At 42.3% G+C, this 22,272-nt stretch carries 22 protein-coding genes; 20 read left to right on the top strand and 2 right to left on the bottom strand.

Annotated elements, in window-relative coordinates; all coding sequences use genetic code 11:
* The first annotated feature begins 7 nt into the window (after positions 1–7).
* From ACTRDR_RS04720 to ACTRDR_RS04625, 20 genes are all read left to right on the top strand, one after another.
* Positions 8–1,222, top strand: a complete 1,215-nt coding sequence (locus ACTRDR_RS04720) for a DNA cytosine methyltransferase (RefSeq protein ID WP_440526342.1) — start codon at positions 8–10, stop codon at positions 1,220–1,222.
* Positions 1,203–1,481 (top strand): hypothetical protein, encoded by a 279-nt coding sequence (locus ACTRDR_RS04715; RefSeq protein WP_440526341.1) that lies wholly within the window; start codon positions 1,203–1,205, stop codon positions 1,479–1,481. Before ACTRDR_RS04720 ends, ACTRDR_RS04715 begins: the two co-directional genes overlap by 20 nt.
* On the top strand, positions 1,474–2,046 hold the full coding sequence (locus tag ACTRDR_RS04710) for a hypothetical protein (RefSeq protein WP_440526340.1): 573 nt from the start codon (positions 1,474–1,476) through the stop codon (positions 2,044–2,046). The genes ACTRDR_RS04715 and ACTRDR_RS04710 overlap by 8 nt, the downstream gene beginning before the upstream one ends.
* On the top strand, positions 2,039–3,868 hold the full coding sequence (locus tag ACTRDR_RS04705) for a VirB4 family type IV secretion system protein (protein ID WP_440526339.1): 1,830 nt from the start codon (positions 2,039–2,041) through the stop codon (positions 3,866–3,868). Before ACTRDR_RS04710 ends, ACTRDR_RS04705 begins: the two co-directional genes overlap by 8 nt.
* Before the next feature lie 42 nt (positions 3,869–3,910).
* Positions 3,911–4,918, top strand: coding sequence for an amidoligase family protein (locus ACTRDR_RS04700; protein WP_440526338.1), 1,008 nt, complete (start codon positions 3,911–3,913; stop codon positions 4,916–4,918).
* A 23-nt stretch (positions 4,919–4,941) separates the two neighbouring features.
* Positions 4,942–5,448 carry a gamma-glutamylcyclotransferase family protein gene (locus ACTRDR_RS04695; protein ID WP_440526337.1) on the top strand — a complete coding sequence of 169 codons (507 nt, stop codon included), beginning with the start codon at positions 4,942–4,944 and terminating at the stop codon, positions 5,446–5,448.
* Positions 5,427–6,461, top strand: coding sequence for a C40 family peptidase (locus tag ACTRDR_RS04690; RefSeq protein ID WP_440526336.1), 1,035 nt, complete (start codon positions 5,427–5,429; stop codon positions 6,459–6,461). Before ACTRDR_RS04695 ends, ACTRDR_RS04690 begins: the two co-directional genes overlap by 22 nt.
* A 45-nt stretch (positions 6,462–6,506) precedes the next feature.
* A complete protein-coding gene (locus tag ACTRDR_RS04685) occupies positions 6,507–6,854 on the top strand; it encodes a DUF6329 domain-containing protein (protein WP_440526335.1) in 348 nt (115 codons plus the stop codon).
* Between the two features lie 11 nt (positions 6,855–6,865).
* Positions 6,866–7,225 (top strand): DUF6103 family protein, encoded by a 360-nt coding sequence (locus tag ACTRDR_RS04680; protein ID WP_440526334.1) that lies wholly within the window; start codon positions 6,866–6,868, stop codon positions 7,223–7,225.
* 10 nt (positions 7,226–7,235) lie between these two features.
* A complete protein-coding gene (locus ACTRDR_RS04675) occupies positions 7,236–7,895 on the top strand; it encodes a DUF5688 family protein (RefSeq protein ID WP_440526333.1) in 660 nt (219 codons plus the stop codon).
* 17 nt (positions 7,896–7,912) lie between these two features.
* Positions 7,913–8,167 carry a DUF6103 family protein gene (locus tag ACTRDR_RS04670; protein WP_440526332.1) on the top strand — a complete coding sequence of 85 codons (255 nt, stop codon included), beginning with the start codon at positions 7,913–7,915 and terminating at the stop codon, positions 8,165–8,167.
* A gap of 20 nt (positions 8,168–8,187) precedes the next feature.
* Complete coding sequence (locus tag ACTRDR_RS04665) at positions 8,188–8,550, top strand: DUF3846 domain-containing protein (RefSeq protein ID WP_440526331.1); 363 nt, start codon at positions 8,188–8,190, stop codon at positions 8,548–8,550.
* A 460-nt stretch (positions 8,551–9,010) separates the two neighbouring features.
* Positions 9,011–9,958 carry a hypothetical protein gene (locus tag ACTRDR_RS04660; protein WP_440526330.1) on the top strand — a complete coding sequence of 316 codons (948 nt, stop codon included), beginning with the start codon at positions 9,011–9,013 and terminating at the stop codon, positions 9,956–9,958.
* Positions 9,948–10,397: a hypothetical protein gene (locus ACTRDR_RS04655; protein ID WP_440526381.1), complete on the top strand. Its 450-nt coding sequence runs from the start codon at positions 9,948–9,950 to the stop codon at positions 10,395–10,397. The genes ACTRDR_RS04660 and ACTRDR_RS04655 overlap by 11 nt, the downstream gene beginning before the upstream one ends.
* Positions 10,398–10,500: 103 nt before the next feature.
* Complete coding sequence (locus tag ACTRDR_RS04650) at positions 10,501–11,253, top strand: hypothetical protein (RefSeq protein ID WP_440526329.1); 753 nt, start codon at positions 10,501–10,503, stop codon at positions 11,251–11,253.
* A gap of 11 nt (positions 11,254–11,264) precedes the next feature.
* Complete coding sequence (locus tag ACTRDR_RS04645) at positions 11,265–12,182, top strand: hypothetical protein (protein ID WP_440526328.1); 918 nt, start codon at positions 11,265–11,267, stop codon at positions 12,180–12,182.
* Positions 12,183–12,968: 786 nt separating this feature from the next.
* The gene (gene mobP3 / locus ACTRDR_RS04640; protein WP_440526327.1) at positions 12,969–15,635 is read left to right on the top strand and encodes a MobP3 family relaxase; all 2,667 of its coding nucleotides are present in this window, start codon (positions 12,969–12,971) and stop codon (positions 15,633–15,635) included.
* A gap of 24 nt (positions 15,636–15,659) precedes the next feature.
* On the top strand, positions 15,660–17,186 hold the full coding sequence (locus ACTRDR_RS04635) for a DUF3991 and toprim domain-containing protein (RefSeq protein WP_440526326.1): 1,527 nt from the start codon (positions 15,660–15,662) through the stop codon (positions 17,184–17,186).
* Positions 17,171–18,964, top strand: a complete 1,794-nt coding sequence (locus ACTRDR_RS04630; RefSeq protein WP_440526325.1) for a VirD4-like conjugal transfer protein, CD1115 family — start codon at positions 17,171–17,173, stop codon at positions 18,962–18,964. Before ACTRDR_RS04635 ends, ACTRDR_RS04630 begins: the two co-directional genes overlap by 16 nt.
* A gap of 8 nt (positions 18,965–18,972) precedes the next feature.
* Positions 18,973–19,227 carry a helix-turn-helix domain-containing protein gene (locus ACTRDR_RS04625; protein ID WP_440526324.1) on the top strand — a complete coding sequence of 85 codons (255 nt, stop codon included), beginning with the start codon at positions 18,973–18,975 and terminating at the stop codon, positions 19,225–19,227.
* A 452-nt stretch (positions 19,228–19,679) separates the two neighbouring features.
* On the opposite strand, the gene ACTRDR_RS04620 is transcribed toward ACTRDR_RS04625, so the two are convergent.
* On the bottom strand, positions 19,680–20,921 hold the full coding sequence (locus ACTRDR_RS04620) for an IS256 family transposase (protein ID WP_440526323.1): 1,242 nt from the start codon (positions 20,919–20,921) through the stop codon (positions 19,680–19,682).
* Positions 20,922–21,055: 134 nt separating this feature from the next.
* Positions 21,056–22,264, bottom strand: a complete 1,209-nt coding sequence (gene tyrS / locus ACTRDR_RS04615; protein ID WP_440526322.1) for a tyrosine--tRNA ligase — start codon at positions 22,262–22,264, stop codon at positions 21,056–21,058.
* Positions 22,265–22,272: the final 8 nt, after the last annotated feature.

Below are 22,272 nucleotides of genomic sequence, written 5' to 3'. Positions count from 1 at the left end.
TGGTGCAATGGAGAAAAAACTGGGAAGTCTGTTTGACGGGATCGGAGGGTTCCCGTTAGCAGCAAAAAGGAATGGGATAAGACCGATATGGGCAAGTGAGATCGAAAAGCTCCCCATGGCTGTGACAAGATACCGGTTTCCAAAAATGACACACATGGGAGATATTACAAAATTACATGGAGAAAATCTTCCGGTGGTAGATATTATAGCCGGAGGTTCTCCCTGCCAGGATCTGTCTGTGGCCGGGAAACGTGAAGGTCTTGCAGGGGTGAGGTCAGGTCTATTCTTAGAGCAGATACGGATTGTGAAAGAAATGAGAAAACAGGAGGAGAGGAGGCAGCGAAGCAGTGGAAGGAGAGCAGATGTCCCTGTTCGACCTCGGTATATGGTCTGGGAAAATGTCCCCGGAGCCTTCTCAAGTGGAGAACCTAAAGGGGCAGATTTCAGAAGAGTCCTCGAAGAAGTCTGTGGTATATCGGAGAAGTCCGTATCTATACCTGGACCGCCGGATGGGATATGGACTCCTGCCGGGATTGTGCTGGGATCGGGATTCTCTGTTGCTTGGAGAGTACTGGACGCTCAATTTTGGGGAGTCCCCCAGAGACGGCGTAGAATCTTCCTTGTCGCAGATTTTGGAGGCTATAGTGCCGGAGAAATATTATTTGAGTCCCAAGGCGTGTGGAGGCATTATCAGGAGAGCAAAGCATCGAGGGAAAAAACTGCCCAGGCTTCTGGAAGAGGCTCTTTTACAACAGCAGGAATAGGTGCAATAGATGAAGAACCTTACTGCATTGCGGGAAATATTATAAACAGACAGGACAAAAACGGCGGCAATGGCTGTGGCTATCTGCAAGGAATCAGCTATACACTCACAGCAACGGATCAGCATTGTGTAGCGTATATGGATGATCTGCCGGAACTTTATCAGAATGTGATCGGAGCCTTGTGCGCCAGGGATGAAAAAGGAGTAAACAGCACCTATGTCTCACAGGATAAATGTATCGTCAGCAGGAGAAAAAGAGTGAGGAGAATTACTCCGCTGGAATGTGAAAGACTCATGGGTTTCCCGGATCACTGGACAGACATTCCGGGGGCCAGTGACGGCGTAAGATACAGAGCCTTGGGAAACAGTGTGGCAATACCGTGTGTGGAATATATTCTAAGCGGTATTGCTTATTTTTTGGAAAAACAGGAGGAAGAAGATGTACATATATCCGGATAATCTGAAAGCAAAAGCAACCATGTGGCTGTGGGAGTTAAAAGACCTTGCAGTGATAGGAATCCTTGTATTGATTTCCGTGTTTGGATTCGCTTATGCAAAACTGTGGTTCCCGTTGATTTTTGCAGGAGTATATGCATTTCTTACCATACAGGTGGAGGACATTTCCATTTTGAAATTTATCCGGTATGCCTGCGCTTATTTTTTAGTGGAACAGCAAAGTTTTGAATGGAGATACAGGGGGATGGTTGCAGATGAGTAAGAGAAAAGAAGAAACAACACAAGAACTGCTGGGAATCAAAGAACTATTGGAGTATGGAGTACGCACTTACAGAAAGGAAGAACTGGCATACTTTCTGATCCAGCCGAGCAACCTGTCTGTGTTGTCTGAGGAAAGTCTGTCGGCAAGAATCTATGGACTGATGACGGTGCTGAAAGGGATTACGGAGATTGAAATGATGTGCTTAAATTCCCGTGAAAACTTTGAAGACAACAAAAGATATCTGAAGGAACGCATGGAAGAAGAAACAAATCCGGCCGTAGGAAAACTGTTGGAACTGGATGCCGGACATCTTGACCGGATACAGGTGCAGATGGCGACGGCAAGAGAATTTCTGCTCATTATCCGCATGAAAAAGCAGAAAGAAAGTGAGATGCTTTCCTACTTCAACCGTATTGAAAAGATGCTGGTAGAGCAGGAATTTAAAGTAAAAAGAGCAGAAGAGGAGGATATCAGAAGAATCCTTGCTGTCTATTTTGAGCAGAACGTTACAACGGAAAAATTCGAAGAATTTGATGGAGAGAGGTGGATAATCTTAAATGACTAACAACAAAAAGAAAAAAGTGCAGACAACAGAAGATGCTAAAGTGAAGGGATTTTTAGATATGATCGCTCCATCCGTCATCCAGTTTTACACAGATCATTATATCTGCGGAAATACCTTCCGGTGTGTCTGGGCGCTTAGGGAATATCCGACAGCAACAGATGAACAGGCAATCCTGCGGTATCTTGGTGAAATGGATGGTGTGACACTGCGGATATATACAAGACAGGTGACTCCGGCAGAGGAAAAAAGGATCATCAGTAATGCCGCAAATAAGAACCGCATGAAGCAGGGAAATACTGAAAACTTACAGGAAACGGTGACGGCTGCACATAATTTACAGGATGTGACAGATATTATCGCATCCATGCACCGAAACCGGGAACCGTTACTGCATACGGCAGTATACCTCGAACTGTCAGCTCCGGACATGGACAAATTAAAAATGTTGCAGACAGAAGTGTTAACTGAATTGATCCGATCCAAGTTAAATGTGGACAAGCTGTTGCTCCGCCAGAAGCAGGGATTTGTCTGTGTACATCCGGCTGGCAGAAATGTCTTTCTTGATCAGTTTGAGAGAGTACTTCCTGCTTCCAGTGTGGCAAATCTGTTCCCGTTCAACTATTCCGGCAAGACGGACCCGCAGGGATTCTATATTGGGCGGGATAAATTCGGAAGCAATGTTATTGTAGATTTTAACAGAAGAGCAGTGGACAAGACCAATGCCAACATTCTCATTCTGGGAAATTCCGGACAGGGAAAATCCTATCTGTTAAAACTGATACAGACGATTTTCCGGGAATCCGGAATGAAAGTTATTTGCCTTGACCCGGAACATGAATATGTAGAACTGACGGAAAATATGGGTGGATGTTTTGTGGATTTGATGAGTGGGGAATATATCATCAATGTCCTGGAACCCAAAACATGGGATGAAAATGGCAGCCCGGAGGACGCAGAGGCTCCGGAGGCGTTTCGATGCTTGTCCAGACTAAGTCAGCATATTTCCTTCTTAAAAGATTTCTTCCGAAGCTATAAGAATTTTACGGATAACCAGATCGATACCATTGAGATTATGTTGGAGAAGCTGTATGAGAAGTGGAATATCCGGGATAACACAGATTTTGGGGAACTGACACCGGAGGACTATCCGATTCTGTCGGATCTGTATGATCTGATGGAAGAGGAATACAAGCACTATGATCCGAAAAAGAAACAACTGTATACGGCGGAACTTTTACAGGAAATCTGTCTAGGACTTCACTCCATGTGTAAGGGAGCGGAGTCTAAATTTTTTAACGGATATACCAATATTACGGATAACAGCTTCCTGACCTTCGGGGTAAAGGGCCTGCTGCAGGCAAGCAAAAATGTAAAGGATGCCATGCTATTCAACATTCTTTCCTATATGTCGGATGCCTTGTTGACCAACGGACATACCGCAGCCTGTATCGATGAACTCTATTTGTTCCTTACCAATCTTACGGCAGTAGAGTATATCCGCAATTTTGCAAAACGTGTGCGCAAGAAGGATAGTGCGGTCATTCTTGCCAGCCAGAATCTGGAAGATTTCAATATCGATGGGATCCGGGAGTACACAAAGCCGCTTTTCTCGATTCCTACCCATGCTTTTTTGTTTAACGCCGGAAATATAGATGCCCGTTTTTATATGGATATGTTGCAGCTTGATAAGAGCGAGTATGAACTGATCCGCTATCCGCAGAGAGGAGTGTGTCTGTATAAATGCGGTAATGAACGCTACAATCTTATGGTTCATGCACCGGAATATAAGGAGAAACTGTTCGGGACAGCAGGAGGAAGATAATGGACCGCACGGAGAAAAGAGAAGGGAGGAAAAAACAGTAAGATGGATATGCGGGATCAAAAATTCGGCATAGAGATCGAGATGACAGGGATTACCAGAAAAATGGCAGCCAGCGTCATAGCAGCTTATTTTTCCAAACAGGCACAACATGTTGGTGGCGCTTACGATGAATATATGGTTAGGGATACTTCCAACCGAAGATGGAAAGTCGTAAGCGACTCCAGCATTATAGCGCAGCGAAAAGATGGTGGCTATGCAGATAGAGAATATAAGGTGGAATTTGTGTCTCCTATCTGTGAGTATGCAGATATCCCGGTGATCCAGGAATTGGTGCGGCAGCTTCGTCGTGCAGGTGCGATTGCAGGGAACAATACGGGAATCCATGTACATATCAATGCGGCTCCCCATGATGCCAGATCACTACGGAACATCACAAACATTATGTACAGCAAAGAAGATCTGATTTACAAAGCTTTGCAGGTAAATGTAAAAAGGGAGCATAAATACTGCAAGAAGGTGGAAGAAGATTTTTTGCAGGAATTGAACCGTAAGAAGCCCAAAACACTGAAGGAAGTAAGTGATATCTGGTATGGCGGTAATGACGGAAGTGACTACCATTATCATGAGAGCCGCTATCACTGTCTGAACCTGCATAGTGTGTTTCAAAAAGGAACGATAGAGTTTCGTCTGTTTAATTCTACAACCCATGCAGGAAAAATAAAGACTTATATTCAATTCTGTCTGGCGATTTCCGCACAGGCACTTAACCAGAAATCGGCAGGGCGGATCAAGACGACCAGCACCAATGAAAAGTATACGTTCCGGACCTGGCTGCTGCGCCTGGGAATGATAGGGGATGAATTTAAGACAGCGAGGAGGTTCCTGTTAGAAAATCTCGAAGGAGGAATTGCCTGGAAAGAGCCGGAACAGGCAATGCGGCAGAGGGAAAGGCTGCGAGCATTGAAGGAGAAAAAGGAGCAGGAGCCGGTGAGGACAGAGAATGCGGAAGACATGCCGGAAGAAACAGAAGGACTTCACATGAATATGTGAAAACAGCAGAATGGAGAAACAAGATGGACATGAACGGAAGAAAATATATTGCCTACGGATCCAATCTGAATCGTGAGCAGATGGCACAGCGCTGCCCCGATGCAAAGGTAATAGGAAGTGGAATGCTTAAGGACTATGAACTGCTTTTCCGTGGGTATACCGATGCGGCGGTTGCCACGGTAGAACCGAAAGAGGGAGAAAATGTGCCGGTTTTAATTTGGGAGATCAGCCCAAGAGATGAAGTTAATCTGGATCGGTATGAAGGCTATCCCAGACTGTATGGCAAACAGATGTTAGAGGTGGAGGTAGAAGGCGGCTGTGAAAAAATGATGGCATATATCATGAAAGACGGACCTACCATGGGAATTCCGTCGGGGCGTTATCTGAAAACCATACAGACGGGATACAAAGAGGCTGGGTTTGATGAAAATGTGCTGATGAAGGGGGTGAGAAAAAGCATGGATCGGATGATGCAGGAACTGGGAGAAGGAAGTATGGGGGAAGAAGAATGCGGCCAGCAGCAACTGTGATGACAAAGATAGCGTTAGCAGGCATTGGGCTTCCGGTGATCCTTGTGCTTTTATGCTATCTTAGTCTTTCTTCCGGAGGAGCAGATCATAACCGTGCGGCAGTGCATCTGGCGTTTGATGGAGGAGATATTCCGAAAGGAATGTCTTCAGACTATCTGGAATATATCCGTCAGATGCAGAAGAGCTTTGAGGAACTGGATGCGGTGCTGGATCATCTTGATGAAATGGCAGAAGAAGGGAAAATAGACAGATATCTGGTCAAGTCTGTTTTTTATGCTCTGTATTTCGGCGCAGACCGGGTTTTACTTTCCACAGAACGCTATACGCAGTTTGCAGATTGCTTTGTGAATTACGAGGAGCGGACGAAAACGGTATACCATGAGGATGAAACAACCACGCAGGAAACCTATACGGTGGTAATTCCGATCACGGAAAAGACAGAGATCTTTCAGAAGCTGGCGCGGAATTATGGAAGAATGGCGACCTATGAACAGCAGTCAAATGCCATGAATATCTGGTATATAGCAAGGTATGACAGACAGGCTCCCATGGAAGGGGATGAATTTAGCGGCTGGGGAAGCTGGAATGCGGCAGGAAATATACAGACCTATGACCTGGCGATGAATGAAACGGCAGGCGAAATCGTAAGGCTTGCCATGTCGAGACTGGGGGATCCTTACTCACAGGAACTTCGAGGTTTGGAAGAATATGTGGACTGTAGTTATCTGACGCTGTGGTGTTACCGACAGATAGGAATATCCCTGCCGGGAACGGCGGCCGAACAGGCGAGGTATCTGGAGGAACATTGTCTGACGGTTGCAAAGGAATCTTTGCAGCCGGGAGATCTTGTGTTTTGGAGTTATAAACCCAATGGACGATACAGAAACATTACACATGTAGGGATCTATGTTGGAGATGGCATGGTTGTGGATGCGTCTAGCTCCAAGAGAAAAGTGGTATACCGGAGCTTGTTTGACAGTGACAAACAGGTGATGTATGGGAGACCGCAGTAACCATTTTTGATGCCATCGGCATCTGTTTTCCACTGGGAGGAGCCTATGAGAGCAGCATTTCAAGGGAAGGAACCGCAGATCTGTGCAAAAGAATGTACCATCGAAAAGATCATCGTGTTACCTGTGCAGCAATATGAGAAATTTACGAAAAATCTATTGCAACGATATGATTTCATTGCTGAAAACCTGAATCTGATGGGAATATCCGGAGATACATGGAATTGTATTCTGGTAACGGCAAGAGGTGTACAGGAGGGGGTGTTGGTGCAGAGCGATGGTGCAGATTATGCGAGATATGCATCCCTCATTCCGATTTTGACGGAAGATATGATACAGGAATGTAGCGGATCGGAAGAACTTACAGAAGAAACATTACATCAGCAGATATTTTGAAAGGAGAAGACATGACAGAAAAAGAAATCAAAATTACATTTCCGGAAGCCAAGCTGGAGGCACTAACATTTTTCCTGATGGAACAGAATGAGAAAAGTGTGGAGGAACTGTTAAAGGGCAGCCTTGATAAATTGTACGAGAAGAATGTTCCGGTGGCAGTCAGAAAATTTGTAGAAAGAGATGAGACAATGGAAACTTCACAGGAGACGCTTTCAACAGAGCAGGAGACACAAAGTGAGAGGGCAGCAAGACAGCCCAGAACAGCAGGTAGAAGAAGCAGAACTGTACAGTCACAGGAAGAAACGCCACAGCAGCCGACAACGGAAACGTCAGAAGAGATGGCGGAAAATACTATGAGTATGGGGATGTGAGGGAAAATAGATGAATGGATACGAAGAAAATATAAAAGACCGTCTGTTTCTGGAAATATACAACGCATCCTTAGTGAAAGAAGGAAGTAGACTGGTCTGTGAGCGAAGAGAAGATCTGGTAGTGGTGTGTCGGCTTGCCGGATATGATGAGGAATTTCACAGAGACTGTCAGCTTGTTGTGAAGGAGCAGTTAGAGCACTGGGGCATTGAGGAAACTGTGCTTTTTCAGGATGCGTGGGCGAATACTCTGGAGAAACACCCTCCAATGCTGATAGGCAGTTATGAAGTTCGAAGGGGAAACTATGGTCATAATATTCTTAAAACCGGGGAAAAGTGTTGCACGGCAGATGCGGAGTTCTATGCTTTGATAAAAAACATAGGTCATGGAGCCGTATATATGATGGATGAGGGAACCATGCAGAAGTGTGCGGAGTTACTGGATGGTAATCTGATTGTTCTTCCAGCATCTATCCATGAAGCGTATCTCCTTGTAGAACGGGAGGATATGGATCTTGATCGGATAAGAAATACAGTACATACCGTCAATGGAATGTTTCCGGCAGAGGAATATTTGTCTGATGAGATCTACAGATATGACAGAGAGTCAGGAACTTTATCTATCATAGCAGCAAGCGTCTCGGAAGAATACGCAGAAATGGTACAGCAGTAAGAAAACGGAGGTAAAGGATGAAGCAAGCAGTTGTTACAATCAAATATGATGAGGAAAAGTTAAATGCAGTAAAGCAGTATATGGGGAAAAAGGACGCAAATTTTGATACGGAGATGAAGGAGACGCTCGGAAAAATGTATGAAAAATATGTACCCCAGGCAGTCCGGGAGTACATCGAGAGCAGGGGAGATGTTCCCCCTGTCGTGAAGAAGACAAGCCGCCAGCAGATCAAAAACAGAGAGGCATCCGATGGGGCTGAGGAAACCGAGTAAGGAGGAGCGAGGAAGAAGATATGCAAAAAATAAAGATTTTGAAGATTGAAGAGGGAAAAGCTCCCTTCGTGAAAGAGATAGCCAATAAACTTGAGGACTGTCAGGCAGAAGTCGGAGGACTTATTGACTGCGTTTGTTTTGAGGATGGATGTCTGGCAGTTGTCAACGATGAGGGAAAAATTAACGGAATGAAGCCGAACCGCAGAAATGGTAATGACATTATCTGCGGCCCTTTTTTTATTTGCGGAAGCGACAGGGAAGGCGATTTTACTTCTCTGACGGAAGAGCAGATCGAGGACTATACCAAAAAATTCGGAGAGATCGAGCAGTTTACGGGGCATGAACCGGAACTTGTGCCGAGGATGATGTTTCTTGGATTTTAGGATGCGGGGCACATAGCCCCGCGTGAGCCTGCGTGTGGCGCTGTGTGCCCTCATTTGACAAATAAGGATAAAGTTACCGATGGAGACGGAAAAAGCCCTGTATGAGCCGATTTGGAAAACTAGGAGGGAAAGAAACCAGTGGGGAACGGAAGCAGGACAGAGGATATGAGACAGTATAAACTGGGTCGAAAATAGTGCAGGTTAAAGGGGTTATGCCGCCCAAAGGCGGCTTAACCCGTGAAACACCCACCGGCAGAGCCGTTGGGTGTTTCTAAGAATGGCATAACATTTTTGAAAATATCGGAAATGTTATGCCACACATTTTTTTGACACAGAAGAATCAAATGCTAGAAACAAGCAAAGAATTATAAATAATTTTGGAAGATATATTTGAGGAAGCCATTGTTATCTGTTATACTTTGCGTACAGAGAAGAACTGTAAAGGATGGCGTATAATAGAATGGATTTGAAGGAGACATATGCTAATACGATAAAGAAGACACAACGTTTATTGGAAAGTAAGGGAATTGCTCTATCACTGAAGGAAATAAAGAAATTTAGTATGATTAATTTATCGGGCTTTAGAAATGATGGAGAAAGATTGCTAAGATTAGAGTTGGCAGAAAAGTATGGAGAGGATATCTTAGCACAGTCTTTAGGATACCAAATACTATATCCATTCATTGATGAAGGGGTTATTAAGACAACAACTAAGCGTGATGAAATATTTTATACACATTTCTGTGTGACCGCTAATAGAGAAAATGACTTTGATCTTGCTATTTTTGAATACAATCTACATAATGGGAACTTTTATTTGAGATATGGAATAACGGTAAATGGAATCCAAATGTGCAGGAAAGAGACCGGCATAAGGTATGAATTGTGTAGATATGGTTGTATGAAAAATTTTATTTTTGATGTTTTTTCTGAAAAAGAACTGCAACACTATTATACACCTATGGAGTATTTGATAGTGAAAGAGTTTGCGAGGCGAGAAGAAAAAAATTGTGACAACCAAACTGGCATTATTTTGAATCAGGTACTTAGTACTTTTTCAGCAATTAACTTTTTACTAGATAGAGATAAAAAATCAGTAGAGTCAATACGAAAGGCAAAACAGATGAAAATAGAAAATGATTTTACTGACGGGTCAAAAATAAAGAAAAAAGTAATTCACTTAGAGGAGAAGGTTCAACTTGAAGTGGCACCCTTTTGTGTAAATAAAGAGGGTGCGGAAGAAAAAACAATGAAACGACACACAAATGTATGGATGGTATCTGGACATTTGCGACATTATAAAAGTGGTAAAGTGATACATATTAGTCCATTCCCAAAGGGACCGGAAAGAGATAAGATGAAGCCTAAGAGAAAAGACTATGATTTACCGCAAGAAAATGATAACTAGGAAACAGTTAGAAAAAACAATAAGCGCAAGGAGGAAACTGATAACGGAAAAAGTCAGAAAAGCATTTTATATAGAAGAGGAATTACTGGAACAGGTGGATGACCTACTGGAACAGGCTGACGTGAGATCAAGGAATGAATTTGTCAATCAGGCATTAAAGTTTTACATTGGATATCTTACTTCAGAGAAAATAGAGAATTATATGCTGACGACCATCTCCTCCGTCATGCATGCAACTGTGAAAGACAGTGAGAATCGAATGGCCCGTGCAATGTACAAGCTGGCAGTAGAAACTTCCAAGTTGTCTCATGTGATCGCATACAGTCATGGCGTGGATGAACAGACCCTCAGTAAGCTACAGGCAAAATGCGCAGAAGAAGTGAAGCGGATTAATGGTGTAGTGCAATTTGAAGATTCGTATAAATATCAGAATGTTTAGAGTTATGAAAGAAAAATATAATGTAAACATAAGTGTATATTTGTTGTAGAAGGGAGAAAATTGCGGTAAAATATATGTGATAAAAAATAAGGGGGAGTTGTGTATGAGTAGTAATTCAATGATGAAATATATACAGGAACATGTTGATGATAGTACTAATCTGCCCGAAACATTGCCACTAATGCATTCATGTGATGGATTTGATTGTGAAAGAATTATTCAAGATACACAACTAAAACCAATGATGTGCCCTGTTTTCAAAGAGGATTTACTGTATTTTTTTTACGGTAAAGCCGCTTATCCGATAGGCGAGAAGGAAAAGTATAAAAGAACGGATGCTTTGTGTTGTCCGGTATGTTTTATTGTGGATATTGAGAAAGTGGATATTTACAGAGTTTTTCCCTTTGATACGGGAGCATATGATGCTAAGATGTATACACAATTTATTCATAGAAATATGGAGATGAGGGAATTTGAAATTGATAATAATAGTTCTGCAATAAGGGCGTATATTTCAGTGATTTTTGGAGACAATAAGAGATATCTAAGTGGTATTTCTGCTGAGAAGGAGACTGAAAATACATATGTAAAAGCTTTGTTGAAAATGTTATCTGCAAACGGAGCGTTTGAAATTGATGAGAGATCAAATACAATAGAAGTAATATGTAAAAAAGCGGTTGATATCAGTAAGGAAATAAAAGGTATTGTTCTTCCTGAAAGTTTGCAACGCAAGAAATCAATATCAAATTTCATAAAAAATAATAATATTGCATATAAGACGTATGAAGTAAGAAATATGACGGCACCAACGAGATACAATGAAATTGTATTCCAGTTAGCTAGGACGTTTATCTAAGGAGGTAATATATGGATAGGGCATATGAATTTGTAGGGGTAGTAAATTTATTTGACTTATATCCGGACTTTTTATTTCCAATTTATAAAAACCAAAATTGGTTTTTTTTCCATAATGGAGATAAAAATAGAATATATAATTTTGAACCTGTTACGGAGACAATTATTGATAAGATCATATACTTGGACTGTGAAGATGTTGTAATTAATAATAGAGCAAAAAATAAATATTATTTTGAACACGATAGCCCTGTCTATGCTTTTCAAAACAATATTAGAGAAATATTTTGCGCAGAAGCTGATGAGATGGTTGAGTACTTAAAGACATTTAGGACAAGAGACAGAATATTAAGTAAACAAATTTTGCATTTTGTCAAAGAGAATTCGATGGAATTATATATAAATCATTTATGCAGTAGTGTTTTAGATAGTCACTATGTAGTGACTCCTGTATTCTCAGAAAAGCCTTCATTATCAAGCAAACGTAAGCTGAGTGATTTAATTCCAGGATTGAGAATAAACTATGATGAGAATTGTACCAGAGAAAATGGTATATATCATCAATATATGAACTTGATTGATACAGCCTATTCCAAGGCCAGATTAGGGTATGATATAAATCATGAATTATACAATATGGAGTACTGTACGTGTAGAATGCAAAATATAGCTATGGTATCAGCAGATTTTACTGAATTAAAAAAAGCTTTTCATAAGCTTATTACCGAGCTTCAGTGTGATTCTTTGTATTATGATGTGTGTATTACTTGTCAAAAGGCAATTATAGATAAGGATGAAAATGAACTAATTATTACAATCAATAAGAACAGACAACTATTTATTGAATTATTAAGGGAGAATATTATGGAAAAATATCTAGCAACATATATCGGACAACATATACGTACGTATTCATCCAAATGGTCATAACAAGTTATATGATAGTATAATACATATAAGGTGCGAGTTGAGAAATCAGCATAGCTGATTTCCCCTAGCAAGCGGAAGTAATTCTGTAAGCTTTGGTAAGCTGATAATAATACAGTAGGAAAATCCTACCAGGTAAGGTCTAACCAACCGCCTGTACCGAGTCCTTGGAGCCGAAGCGGTAACGTTAGGTTTAAGCGTAGGACAGGGAGCAACAGAGCCGAAACGAAAGTGAAGTGATTGAGCTGGGAAATTATTATGAGGTTGGAAATGGTCGATGTGTTCTTATTCACAGCAGACAATATCGTTGTAACCGTTAGGGCGAGGCTATGATGGCATCCCCCAGTCAGAGAACTTGGCGAGGTTGATGATAAGTATGTTATCGGAACAGCTGAGGTCCTATTATCTCCTCAAATGAGGTATGATGTACAATCAAAGGAATAAGAGAGGAAGTCAAACGGATAATAGGAAGTCCGAGTGCTCATAGTACCGAAGAAACTGCTAATCACAGTGGAGGGAAGGGGCACACCTTATACGAATATAAAGAATTATTGCGTGGACAAGAGAGCCAATTAGCGCAATGCTCGAAGTTGAAGTATAGGGTTAAGCCGTATGCCTTAATAGGGCACGTACGGTTTGAATGAGGGATATGGGGAGCAATCCCCATATCTACTTAAGTAATTTTGACTCAATATAAGCAAGCGAAAATATGATGAAAGACATACAAGCAAAATATAATTTTGTATAATAGATTTGCAAGTTCGCAATAGTTAGGAAGAGGAGAAGCCCATGCCCAAACTGATCCTACGTTGCAACTACCTCAAGAATTCCCCATCAGCGCACCTAGCCAATTACATCAACTACATTGGCACTCGTGACGGTGTGGAGAAGGTAGGCAGCACGACGGCCTTACTGCCAGCGACTGTTAAACAGAAGGAACTGATCGCGGATATTCTGACAAAGATCCCAGATGCCAAGCGGATGCATGAGTATCATGACTATGTGCAGAGACCTACCAGAGAGAATGCGTCAGAGTTTATCACTCAGGCATTGGAAAACAACCTCGACATTATTGCGAAGAAGAAAAATTACATGGATTATCTTGCAAACAGACCGGGAGTAGAGATTATAGGTACTCACGGTCTGTTTTCTAATGAAGGGGATCCAGTAGTACTGTCCCGTGTGGCAGAGGAGGTCGCTAACCACACCGGAGTAATCTGGACAAATGTTATCAGCCTGCGAAGAAAGGATGCGGAACGACTGGGTTATGACAGTGCCGCACAGTGGCAGGCTTTGCTTCGGAGCAGAGTGCAACTTCTCTGTGAAAATTATAAAATTGACAGTAGAAACCTCAAATGGTATGCGGCCTTTCACAATGAGTCACATCATCCCCATGTACACATGGTAGTATATTCGAAAAATCCTTCCGAGGGGTATTTGACAACGAAGGGAATCAACGCTATGCGGTCAGCATATGCACATGATATCTTCCGACAGGATTTTATAAGCATCTATGAAAAGACAACCAAACAAAGAGACCGATTAAAAGAGCAGGCAGAAAAAAGTCTGCTTTTTTTATTGCAGCAAATGCAGAAAGGAATCTGCCATAATCCAAGAATCGCAGAGCAGATGCAGCTTTTATCCAAACGGCTGCAAAATATCGGAGGGAAAAAGGTGTATGGTTACTTAAAGGCAGATGTCAAAGCCATTGTGAATACTATCGTGGATGAACTGGCGAAAGAAAAATGCGTGGCAGAGTGTTACAGGGAATGGCAGAAGTGTAGAGACGAGATCCAGCACTACTACAAGGATACAGATATAGAGCGGATCCCCTTGTCACAACAAAAAGAATTGAAAAGTATTAAAAACGTGGTGATCCGAGAGGCGGTTCGCTTTGGGGAGGGATATCTGTATCTGGAAGAAGCGGACAACGAAGATGAGGTCACATACTATGCAAAATGGACAAACCGGTATAAAGAAGCAAGGGGGTATCTTTACGGTACTGCGGAGTCAGAAGCTGATGAGGAAGCAGCCTACGAGATTATGCTGGAAGAAGCAGAAGCTGGCAATGCCTATGCAATGCATGACATGGGAAAAATCTATGCACAGGGAATCGGGGCGCAGGCAAGCAGAGAACAGGCAGAAGAATGGTATGGAAAATCACTGAACACATTACTTCTTCTGGAAGAAACGCAGGAAAGGGTGTACCTGGAATATCGGATCGGCAAGATGTATCAGTATGGGCTTGGAACAGAAGAAAACCCGGAGGAGGCTGTGTGGTGGTTTCATAAGGCGGCAGAGAAAGGACATATCTATGCGTGTTATTCGCTTGCGATGCTTTATCTCAGAGGACAGGGAGTGGAACGGGACGATGAGAGAGCATACGGATTATTTCTTCGATCCTACGATGGTGGCAATCCTTATGCCGCATATGAACTTGGAAAACTTTGTGAGGCAGGCAGGGGAACGGTCAGAAATCCAGAGAAAGCACAAAACTATTACCGGGCAGCGTTCTTAGGATTTATAAACATGGAAAAGAAGGCTAAAGATGATACGCTCTGGTATCGCATTGGCTGTATGTATCTGCATGGAATCGGTACAGAACCGGATGAAGAACAGGCAGAACGTTATTTGAAAAAAGCGTATGATTATGGGAATACCCATGCAGCGTACCAGCTTGCCAGACTTTATATCCGACAGGAAACACAAAAGCTAAGAGAAGATCCAGAAGCAACACCTGACTATAAAAAGATCATAAAAGCAGTCAAGTGGTTGGAGGAAGCAGCCAGACAGGAGAATCCATTTGCAGACTATGCACTGGGAAGGTTATATAAGGAGGGGGTGTTACTGGAAAAAGATATGGAAAAGGCGGTTTTCCATCTGCAACGGGCGGCTGATGCCGGGAACAGCTTTGCACAGTACCAGCTTGGAAAAATCTATTTGGATGAGGAGTATAAAAATATTCCTGCCGCCGTGCAGTATCTGACACTGGCTGCGGATCAGAAAAATGAACTTGCGGCATACCGGTTGGGCAGACTTTATCTTATAGGAGAAGACTTACCGAAGAATATAGAACGTGCACTATATTATCTGGACATGTCGGCAGAAGCCGGAAATCAATACGCACAATATGTCCTCGGCAAACTATATCTGATCGGCAAAGAGGTAGAACAGGACAGGGAGAAGGCATATGAGTATTTTTCACGTTCAGCAGAGCAGGGAAATATATATGCAGCTTATTTTTTGAAACATTGGAATGATATGCCCCATCCGGATCTGTTATTGATGGCAACCAGATTGATGCATCATCTGGGAAATGTGATAGAAGAGAACATGGACGGAGATAAGAAAGGAGGCAACAGGCAGAGAATGGACAGAAAACTGGCGAGAAAGATTCGTCAGAAGAAGATCGCGCAGGGACATGCGGAAGACGACAGAGAACAGCAAATGATGTAAAAACTATTAGAAAAGGAGGTTTCGTTGGGAGAGTTTATTTATTTTACAGAGGAACAGAAGGAACGGGCGAATGCGGTTCCGATTGCTGATATTCTTCACAGGGAACGTGAGGAAGTGATCCGATCCGGTAACGAATGGCGGTGGAAGAGACATCAGAGTGTGACATTCCGGGGAAGTAGTTGGTATCGCCACAGCCAGCAGGTGGGGAGTCATGCCATCGATTTTATGCAGGAGTTTTTCGGGATGACATACCCGGAAGCGGTAACTTATCTGTTGGATGGGGAGACCGGGGAGGTTATGCAGGGAGGCAGCAACTGTCAGACAGATAGAATCAATCAGAAAGTTGGGAAAAAGAAACACATAGAAAAAAGAGAAGAAAAAGAACTGAAGGAACTAAAACCACCCGAAAAAAATCCGACGATGAAAAGAGTTTATGCGTATCTTCTGCAAAAGCGCCATATCAGCAGGGAGATTCTTTCGTACTTTGCAAAAGCAGGAACACTTTATGAATCTTCAGAGCATCATAATATCGTGTTTGCCGGACTGGACAAGGAAGGGAAGATTCGTCATATTCATATTAAGGGAACTTGCTCGGATGGCAGGAACTTTCGACTGAATGAAGAAGGATCGGATTCCTCTTATGGGTTCGGATACCGGGGAGGCGGTAACAGGCTCTATGTGTTTGAGGCTCCCATTGATCTGCTGTCTTTTCTGACACTCTATCCCCATAAGTGGCAGGAGAACAGCTACATAACATTAAATGGTGTGTCGGAACATGCTATGCTGCAGGCACTAAAAGATAATACCAAACTGGATACGGTCATTCTCTGCCTGGACCATGATGCCGCGGGAATTGAAGCCTGTGGCAGACTGGCGGAGATTCTGAAACGAAATGGATACAATAATATTAAACGATTACAGTCAACCTATAAAGACTGGAATGAAGATCTAAAGAACCGGTGTGGAGAAGAAGCAATTCCGGCGCAGGAACATCCCAAGATGAAAGAGTGCCGGACGTGGATTGAAGTGTTGAAAAAAGTGACGGAAACCATAGGAACCAAGTATGCGGACAAAACATATATCTGCCGGTATTACCAGGAAATCTATGAGGAACTGAAGAAAGGAAGAAGCAAAGAACAGGTGACGGATGCTTTTGACGGACCGGGAATGTTACTTACCGGTGTTCTTGTTCGCTGCATGGAGAAGGAAGGAGTCGCCCTTGGGGTAGAAACCGGTGCAGATCAGATTCTGGAGAATCTGCTGAAACGTTACCGGCCACATAAGGATAAAGGAAACTTCAATACCCGGATCCGACAGATGCAGACGGCATATGAAGAGACACTGGAAGTATTTGAAACCAAAGATTTACAACAAAAAGAGAATAAAGAGCTTCTTGTGAAAAAATGTATGAGCTTTGCGATGGAATGCATCCGGGCTCATATTTTTGTTGCCGTTGAGTATAAGGAACCTCAGTTAAAATCGGTGAAGGAAGATACCCAGGAGTCAAGGAAAGAACCGGAAGGAGGCATGATATTATGCAGCCAGTCGTGATACTGCTGATAGCTGGAAGTGCAATGTTCATTATGATCGGCGGATTGTCATTGTTATCGCACTATTACACCTTAAATGGAATCAAGAGCAGGACAGTAGGCGATGGACAGTATGGTACGGCACGATTTGCTACCCAAAAAGAAATCGCAGAAACCTACGAGAGCATCCCTTATGAACCGGAACGCTGGCGGAAGGGAGAACATTTGCCAACGGCACAGGGAATGATACTGGGAAGTGTTGAAAAAGCAGGAAAACTTTATGCATTGGTGGATACCGGAGACGTACATTGCCTGATGATCGGAGCGGCCGGTGTCGGAAAGACAGCGCATTTTCTATACCCGAACATTGAATATGCCTGTGCCAGTGGAATGAGTTTTCTGACAACGGACACGAAAGGCGACCTATATCGTAATTATGCGGGAATTGCTCAAAAATACTACGGGTATCAAACGGCGGTCATCGATCTCCGCAATGCGACCAGAAGCGATGGTGATAATATGTTGCACCTCGTAAACAAATACATGGATGTATACTTGGCGGATCCGACGAATCTGGGTGCCAAGGCAAAAGCCGAAAAATATGCGAAGATCACTGCCAAGACCATTATCTCATCCCAGGGAGCGGACAGTTCCAGTTATGGACAGAACGCTTTCTTCTATGATGCGGCGGAGGGAATACTGACGGCGGCCATCCTGCTCATAGCAGAATTCTGCCCGGAAGGGAAAAGACACATTATCAGCGTGTTTAAACTGATACAGGATCTGCTGGCACCTTCCAAAGTAAAAGGGAAAAACCAGTTCCAACTGTTAATGGCAAAGCTTCCGGACACTCATAAAGCAAAGTGGTTTGCAGGGGCGGCACTTAATACCGCAGAACAGTCCATGCAATCAGTTCTCTCCACGGCACTGTCCAGGCTGAATGCTTTCCTGGATTCCGAACTGGAACAGATTCTGTGCTTTGATACGGCGATAGATGCAGAGATGTTCTGTAAGCAGAAAACAGCGATATTTTTGGTGATGCCGGAAGAGGATAATACGAAATACTTTATCATTTCCTTGGTTTTACAACAACTTTATCGAGAGATCCTTGCGGTGGCAGATGAGAACGGCGGTAAGTTGGACAACCGTGTGATGTTTTTCTGGGACGAGGTAGGAACCATACCGAAAATTGAGAGTGCCGAGATGATGTTTTCTGCAATTCGTTCCCGGAGAGTGAGCATTGTTGCCATGATCCAGTCCTTTGCGCAGCTACAGAAAAACTATGGAAAAGAAGGAGCGGAGATCATTGTCGATAACTGCCAGGATACGATCTTCGGCGGGTTCGCACCGAATTCAGAGTCTGCGGAAGTATTATCTAAAAATCTCGGAAACAGGACAGTACTGTCAGGATCTGTTAACAGAGGGAAAAATGATCCGAGCCAGTCCTTGCAGATGATGCAGAGATCTGTAATGACTGCGGATGAATTAAAGTCTCAGCCGAAAGGAAACTTTATCGTAGCCAAGACAGGAGCCCATCCGATGCGTACGAAACTGAAGCTGTTCCTGAAATGGGGCATCACCTTTGAAGAACCGTATGAAGTCGAGGAAAAGGCGGCACGAAAAGTAGCTTATGCAGACAAGCGAGAAATAGAAGAGGAGATTATCCGCAGATATATGTGTTGCATGGAAAGTGGCGAAAATGTAGAAAACAATTCTGCAGTCAGAAGTGGAGGAATGCAACAGAATCAGGATCCCTCTCCTGCAAAAAGACGACGGCAGACATTACGCACAGAAGATTAGGAGGAGAAGTGAGCAAAAGAGAAATTTATAAGATAAATCTGCCACATAGAGCCATTGCGGTGTATCTGTATCTGGAGAGCCGTGTCAATAAAGACAGAACCTGCTATCCGGCAATCGGTACCATTGCCAGAGAACTGCATCTGTCGGTCAGCACAGTCAAACGAGCCATCACTGATCTGGAGAGAGAAGGTTTTCTGCGCAAGAAACAACGTTGGCGGGAAAACGGAGGCAGAAGCAGTCTGCTCTATGAAATTCTAAAATAAGCACCAAGGGGATATTGCGCACTTGTGGTGAACCAGGGGATGGTTCACCATGGACTATGCTGGGAACTTTTGCATTTTGATGATTAGGACAGAAAAAAATATGAACATTACAGTATAAAATAGTTTGAGGTTTATAGAGTAAAATAAGGTGATAAGAAATGAAGAAATTGTTATGAACAATGAAGACACATAAGGTGAATAATTGCTTGGTTGTTAGTAAAATATAATGAGTCTTTGTTTACTGGAGGGAAGCTGAGTGAGTCTGCAAGTGCGTTGAACGATAAATTTTCATTTTTTTACGAGTGTGTGAAGAAAACTCTGTAAATACGTAGATCTTCTATGATAATGAATGGCGGAAGGCTTGTGAATAAGCTTTCCGCCTTGTTTTTATATATAACAGCGAAATGATAGCATGTCAAGAACACAGGTCTGTTTCCCTGTGTTTCATGGTATTATTCCGGAAGGCGTCCCTCGTACATGATACTCAGTTCTCCATATACCTGCGCCCAGTTTCGAATCGTTGTAGTCCATTTCTTGGTAGCTTCAAAGGTGGACAGATACAATGCCTTTAACTGTGCAGTATCACTCGGAAATACGCTCCTCTGGCGGTTCAGTTTGCGGTATGTTACATTCAACGATTCAATGGAATTCGTCGTGTAAATGACCTTTTGGACCGCTGCTGAAAACTTAAAAATAGGCGAAACAGCATCCCAGTTGTCGTACCAGCGTTTCATGGAGTTGGGGTATTTCGGAGACCATTTTTCATTGACTCTCTCCAGTGCCTCTCTGGCTTTCGATTCATCTGAAGCATGATAGATGGTTTTTAGGTCTGTGGCAAAAGCCTCCCTGTCTTTGTCAGGGACGTATTTCAGAGTGTTTCTTACCTGATGGACAATACACCGCTGGTATTCTGTCTTGGGGAATGCAGCAGCAATTGCTTCCTTGATTCCTGTAAGTCCATCAGCACAGAGAATAAGGATATCCTTTACTCCGCGATTTTTTAACTCATTTAAAACAGAAAGCCAGTACTTTGCACTTTCGTTATCGCCTACATTGATGGAAAGTACTTCCTTTTTTCCTTCTGTATTGATACCAAGAATGACATATGCAGCAAGTTTCCGAATCACCCCATTATCACGTACAGAATAATGGATTGCATCAATGTAGACGATCGGATAGATTTCATCCAGAGGGCGGTTCTGCCAGTCTTCAATCTGAGGCAACAGCTTGTCTGTCACGTCGGAAATAAACCCTTCTGACACGTCAAAACCATAGATATCATCAATCGTTTCAGATATCTGTCTGGTAGTCATTCCTTTGGCATACATGGATATGATCTTACTGCCAATATCGGAAATATCTTTCTGACGCTTTTGAACAACCTTAGGCTCAAAAGAGGATCTGCGATCCTGTGGCACCTCAATCTCCATAGTGCCATAACTGCTGTTGACACGTTTGGTTTTGTAACCATTCCGGTAATCATCACTATCGGAGCGCTGGGATTTTTCATATCCAAGGTGATCATCCATTTCGGCTTCCATCATTTCTTTGATTGTGCCACCCAGGAGATCTTTGAGAGCTTCCTGAATATCTTCAGCAGACTGGATATCGTATTCGTCCAAAAGCTGATGAATGATATTCCGTTTTCCTTCGGTCATTTGTACTTTGTGAACAGGTTTCTTTTCTCTTGCCATAATAATAGGCCTCCTATGATTTAGATTTTATCATAGAAGACCTATTAGCTAATACTTATTTACAGAAAAACTTTCATTCACAGTTATTTTTAAATCATATAGATAATAGAATTTATAAACAAATAGTCTCTTGATTATTGTTGAACTCTATAAAATCCTCTTTTACCTATTTTCACCTCAAGAAAACCATCTGAAGGGATAACTATAATCTCATCAAGCTCGTTATGTTTCTCGTTATTAATACTAACAGATGACTGAGAAATCAATCTTCTAGCATTACTCTTACTCTCATTAGGCATACATTTGCATACTAAATCAAGGATCCCGATTGTTTCACTCTCGGTATTTACAATTGGAGCATTTTCGGGGAACTTACGCTTACTAAATGTGCTTACAAAAGTTTCCTTTGCATTATTTGCAGCATCTTCACCATGGAAGATTTTTGTTACTTCATATGCCATAAACATTTTAGCTTCCAGAGGTTGATTAGGAATGTCAAGTTCTTTTATCTTCTCTAATGAAATTCTAGTGTTGTTTACAAGAATGATTTCAATCATTTCGTCTGGCTGCTGCATTAGCTGACCAAACATATCAACAGCACCACTCTTAAGAAAAACACCCGTTCCGTTACTTTTAGACATAAGCTCACCCGTAACAGGATTTGCCATAAGATTAACTGCTACTACAAACTTCTCTTTATTGTTGAAATCACGGACAAGTGACCTACCCATAAGAGCATTAAATATCTGGTCAGTACCACACAATTCAACATCAACATCCATAGCGACACTATCATATCCCTGAAACATGGGATATACAAATTCATTTAAATAAATGGGCTTACTAGCTTCGAGTCTTCTTTGGAACATATCACGTTCAATAAGTTGTTGTACAGTTGTATGAGTAAATAAATCAACCATCTTAAGAGGAGTTAGCTGATCAATCCATTCACTATTATATCTTACATGTGCAGGATTTTTTGGATCATCAAAGTTTATGATTCGGGAAATTTGGTTAACCCAACTTGACGCATTCTCTCTAGCCTTTTCTCTTGTAAGCATTGTTCTTGAAGACTCTCTATCACTAGGATCTCCAATACACGCAGTAAAATCACCAAACAAAACATTTACATTATGCCCAAGTTGTCTGAATTCTTCGAGAAGCAAAAAGTTCTTTGCATGGCTTAAATGCAATGAATCTCCCGTGGGGTCTGCGCCAATATAGAAGGTTAATTTTTTTTCTAATAAAGCTTTTCTGAATTCTTCCTTAGAAGGTAGAATCTCCACTATAATACCTCTTGATAAAATTTCATCAATTTTTTTTTCTTTTTCTTTAAATGTCATTGTTCTCT

The sequence above is a fragment of the Simiaoa sp. genome, from assembly GCF_051972595.1.
GTDB lineage: Bacteria > Bacillota > Clostridia > Lachnospirales > Lachnospiraceae > Acetatifactor > Acetatifactor hominis.
This window is presented reverse-complemented; position numbering and strand designations above follow the sequence as displayed.

Coding starts and splice junctions, on each gene's coding strand:
- ACTRDR_RS04620 (WP_440526323.1), bottom strand. CDS start 20,921: ATGGCAAGAGAAAAGAAACCTGTTCACAAAGTACAAATGACCGAAGGA.
- ACTRDR_RS04715 (WP_440526341.1), top strand. CDS start 1,203: ATGTACATATATCCGGATAATCTGAAAGCAAAAGCAACCATGTGGCTG.
- ACTRDR_RS04670 (WP_440526332.1), top strand. CDS start 7,913: ATGAAGCAAGCAGTTGTTACAATCAAATATGATGAGGAAAAGTTAAAT.
- ACTRDR_RS04675 (WP_440526333.1), top strand. CDS start 7,236: ATGAATGGATACGAAGAAAATATAAAAGACCGTCTGTTTCTGGAAATA.
- ACTRDR_RS04700 (WP_440526338.1), top strand. CDS start 3,911: ATGGATATGCGGGATCAAAAATTCGGCATAGAGATCGAGATGACAGGG.
- ACTRDR_RS04660 (WP_440526330.1), top strand. CDS start 9,011: ATGGATTTGAAGGAGACATATGCTAATACGATAAAGAAGACACAACGT.
- ACTRDR_RS04645 (WP_440526328.1), top strand. CDS start 11,265: ATGGATAGGGCATATGAATTTGTAGGGGTAGTAAATTTATTTGACTTA.
- ACTRDR_RS04710 (WP_440526340.1), top strand. CDS start 1,474: ATGAGTAAGAGAAAAGAAGAAACAACACAAGAACTGCTGGGAATCAAA.
- ACTRDR_RS04630 (WP_440526325.1), top strand. CDS start 17,171: ATGCAGCCAGTCGTGATACTGCTGATAGCTGGAAGTGCAATGTTCATT.
- ACTRDR_RS04690 (WP_440526336.1), top strand. CDS start 5,427: ATGCGGCCAGCAGCAACTGTGATGACAAAGATAGCGTTAGCAGGCATT.
- ACTRDR_RS04680 (WP_440526334.1), top strand. CDS start 6,866: ATGACAGAAAAAGAAATCAAAATTACATTTCCGGAAGCCAAGCTGGAG.
- ACTRDR_RS04685 (WP_440526335.1), top strand. CDS start 6,507: ATGAGAGCAGCATTTCAAGGGAAGGAACCGCAGATCTGTGCAAAAGAA.
- tyrS (WP_440526322.1), bottom strand. CDS start 22,264: ATGACATTTAAAGAAAAAGAAAAAAAAATTGATGAAATTTTATCAAGA.
- ACTRDR_RS04705 (WP_440526339.1), top strand. CDS start 2,039: ATGACTAACAACAAAAAGAAAAAAGTGCAGACAACAGAAGATGCTAAA.
- mobP3 (WP_440526327.1), top strand. CDS start 12,969: ATGCCCAAACTGATCCTACGTTGCAACTACCTCAAGAATTCCCCATCA.
- ACTRDR_RS04665 (WP_440526331.1), top strand. CDS start 8,188: ATGCAAAAAATAAAGATTTTGAAGATTGAAGAGGGAAAAGCTCCCTTC.
- ACTRDR_RS04655 (WP_440526381.1), top strand. CDS start 9,948: ATGATAACTAGGAAACAGTTAGAAAAAACAATAAGCGCAAGGAGGAAA.
- ACTRDR_RS04695 (WP_440526337.1), top strand. CDS start 4,942: ATGGACATGAACGGAAGAAAATATATTGCCTACGGATCCAATCTGAAT.
- ACTRDR_RS04650 (WP_440526329.1), top strand. CDS start 10,501: ATGAGTAGTAATTCAATGATGAAATATATACAGGAACATGTTGATGAT.
- ACTRDR_RS04720 (WP_440526342.1), top strand. CDS start 8: ATGGAGAAAAAACTGGGAAGTCTGTTTGACGGGATCGGAGGGTTCCCG.